This window comes from Mesorhizobium sp. YIM 152430 (assembly GCF_029210365.1).
In the GTDB taxonomy this organism is placed as follows: Bacteria; Pseudomonadota; Alphaproteobacteria; order Rhizobiales; family Rhizobiaceae; genus Aliihoeflea.
In genome coordinates this window covers 1-2,500 of the sequence record NZ_JARGES010000023.1, presented here as the reverse complement: position 1 = coordinate 2,500, position 2,500 = coordinate 1, and the positions used below count along the sequence as shown (strand labels likewise).

The window sequence follows — 2,500 nt, the reverse complement described above, 5'->3', positions numbered from 1 at the left end:
CCCTCGGGGGTAGAGCACTGGATGGGCTAGGGGTCCTCACCGGATTACCAAACCTAACCAAACTCCGAATACCGAGGAGTACTGGTCGGCAGACACACGGCGGGTGCTAACGTCCGTCGTGGAGAGGGAAACAACCCTGACCAACAGCTAAGGTCCCCAAGTCATGGCTAAGTGGGAAAGGATGTGAGACTCCCAAAACAACCAGGATGTTGGCTTAGAAGCAGCCATCATTTAAAGAAAGCGTAACAGCTCACTGGTCTAATCAAGGGGTTTTGCGCCGAAAATGTAACGGGGCTAAAGCCATGCACCGAAGCTTTGGGTTCACCGCAAGGTGAGCGGTAGCGGAGCGTTCCGTAGGCCGATGAAGGCAGATCCGTGAGGACTGCTGGAGGTATCGGAAGTGCGAATGCTGACATGAGTAACGATAAAGGGGGTGAGAGACCCCCTCGCCGAAAGACCAAGGGTTCCTGCTTAAAGTTAATCTGAGCAGGGTTAGCCGGCCCCTAAGGCGAGGCCGAAAGGCGTAGTCGATGGGAACCACGTTAATATTCGTGGGCCTGATGGTAGTGACGGATTGCGAGTGTCGTTCGATCTTATCGGATTGATCGGGCGGCTTAGCGGTTCCAGGAAACAGCTCCATCAATATAGACCGTACCCGAAACCGACACAGGTGGTCAGGTAGAGTATACCAAGGCGCTTGAGAGAACTCTGCTGAAGGAACTCGGCAAATTGCACGCGTAACTTCGGGATAAGCGTGACCCTTATGCACGCAAGTGTGTGGGGGTGGCACAGACCAGGGGGTAGCGACTGTTTATCAAAAACACAGGGCTCTGCGAAGTCGCAAGACGACGTATAGGGTCTGACGCCTGCCCGGTGCCGGAAGGTTAAGAGGAGGGGTGCAAGCTCTGAATCGAAGCCCCGGTAAACGGCGGCCGTAACTATAACGGTCCTAAGGTAGCGAAATTCCTTGTCGGGTAAGTTCCGACCTGCACGAATGGCGTAACGACTTCCCCGCTGTCTCCAGCAGAGACTCAGTGAAATTGAATTCCCCGTGAAGATGCGGGGTTCCTGCGGTTAGACGGAAAGACCCCGTGCACCTTTACTATAGCTTTACACTGGCATTCGTGTCGGCATGTGTAGGATAGGTGGTAGACTTTGAAGCGTGGGCGCCAGCTCGCGTGGAGTCACCCTTGAAATACCACCCTTATCACCATGGATGTCTAACCGCGGCCCGTCATCCGGGTCCGGGACAGTGTATGGTGGGTAGTTTGACTGGGGCGGTCGCCTCCTAAAGAGTAACGGAGGCGCGCGATGGTGGGCTCAGAACGGTCGGAAATCGTTCGTCGAGTGCAATGGCATAAGCCTGCCTGACTGCAAGACTGACAAGTCGAGCAGAGACGAAAGTCGGTCATAGTGATCCGGTGGTCCCGCGTGGAAGGGCCATCGCTCAACGGATAAAAGGTACGCCGGGGATAACAGGCTGATGACCCCCAAGAGTCCATATCGACGGGGTTGTTTGGCACCTCGATGTCGACTCATCGCATCCTGGGGCTGGAGCAGGTCCCAAGGGTATGGCTGTTCGCCATTTAAAGCGGTACGTGAGTTGGGTTCAGAACGTCGTGAGACAGTTCGGTCCCTATCTGCCGTGGGTGTAGGAATATTGACAGGATCTGTCCCTAGTACGAGAGGACCGGGATGGACGTATCTCTGGTGGACCTGTTGTGGCGCCAGCCGCATAGCAGGGTAGCTATATACGGACGGGATAACCGCTGAAGGCATCTAAGCGGGAAACCCACCTGAAAACGAGTATTCCCTATCAGAGCCGTGGAAGACGACCACGTTGATAGGCCGGGTGTGGAAGTGCGGCAACGCATGAAGCTTACCGGTACTAATAGCTCGATCGGCTTGATCATTCACATTGCTCGTACCCATCCAGCGGAGCTGGATGGCTTATCCAGCGCTCACGCATGAGCGGCCCTTCGGGCCTATGCTCGGCGAGGGCGCCGGTCGTCCGGCGCCACCCAGTCGCGTGCTCGGGCTTCGCCCGGGTGTACATTTGCGAACGTCGCACGCGGTGCACAGCTTCGCATGTTGGGTGGGAAAGGTGCGGATCGGCGATCCATTCACCATTCACCATTCACCGCCCAGCTTCTCAACATTCATGCCTTTTGCCGACCTGGTGGTTCTGGCGGGGTGGCTGCACCCGTTCCCATTCCGAACACGGCCGTGAAACGCCCCAGCGCCGATGGTACTTCGTCTCAAGACGCGGGAGAGTAGGTCGCTGCCAGGTCTGCCAAATGCATGAATGCCAATCTTCTCTCAACGACAATCCGCCAAAAGGCGGCGCAAAGGGCCGCGAAAGAGGCCCAAGTCATTCCAGAACCAGAACCAATCCTGGCCAACCGCCAGACATCGGTGACGCGGGGTGGAGCAGCCCGGTAGCTCGTCAGGCTCATAACCTGAAGGTCGTAGGTTCAAATCCTACCCCCGCAACCAAACT

Annotated in this window: 1 tRNA gene and 2 rRNA genes (1 of these 3 cut by a window edge); all 3 read left to right on the top strand. The window is 56.5% G+C overall.

Annotated elements, in window-relative coordinates:
- Positions 1–1,913, top strand: a 23S ribosomal RNA gene (locus tag PZ895_RS07050); it begins 883 nt to the left of the window's first position.
- Positions 1,914–2,175: 262 nt separating this feature from the next.
- Positions 2,176–2,290, top strand: a 5S ribosomal RNA gene (rrf, locus tag PZ895_RS07045).
- 129 nt (positions 2,291–2,419) lie between these two features.
- Positions 2,420–2,496: transfer RNA gene (locus PZ895_RS07040), tRNA-Met, on the top strand.
- Positions 2,497–2,500 lie beyond the last annotated feature (4 nt).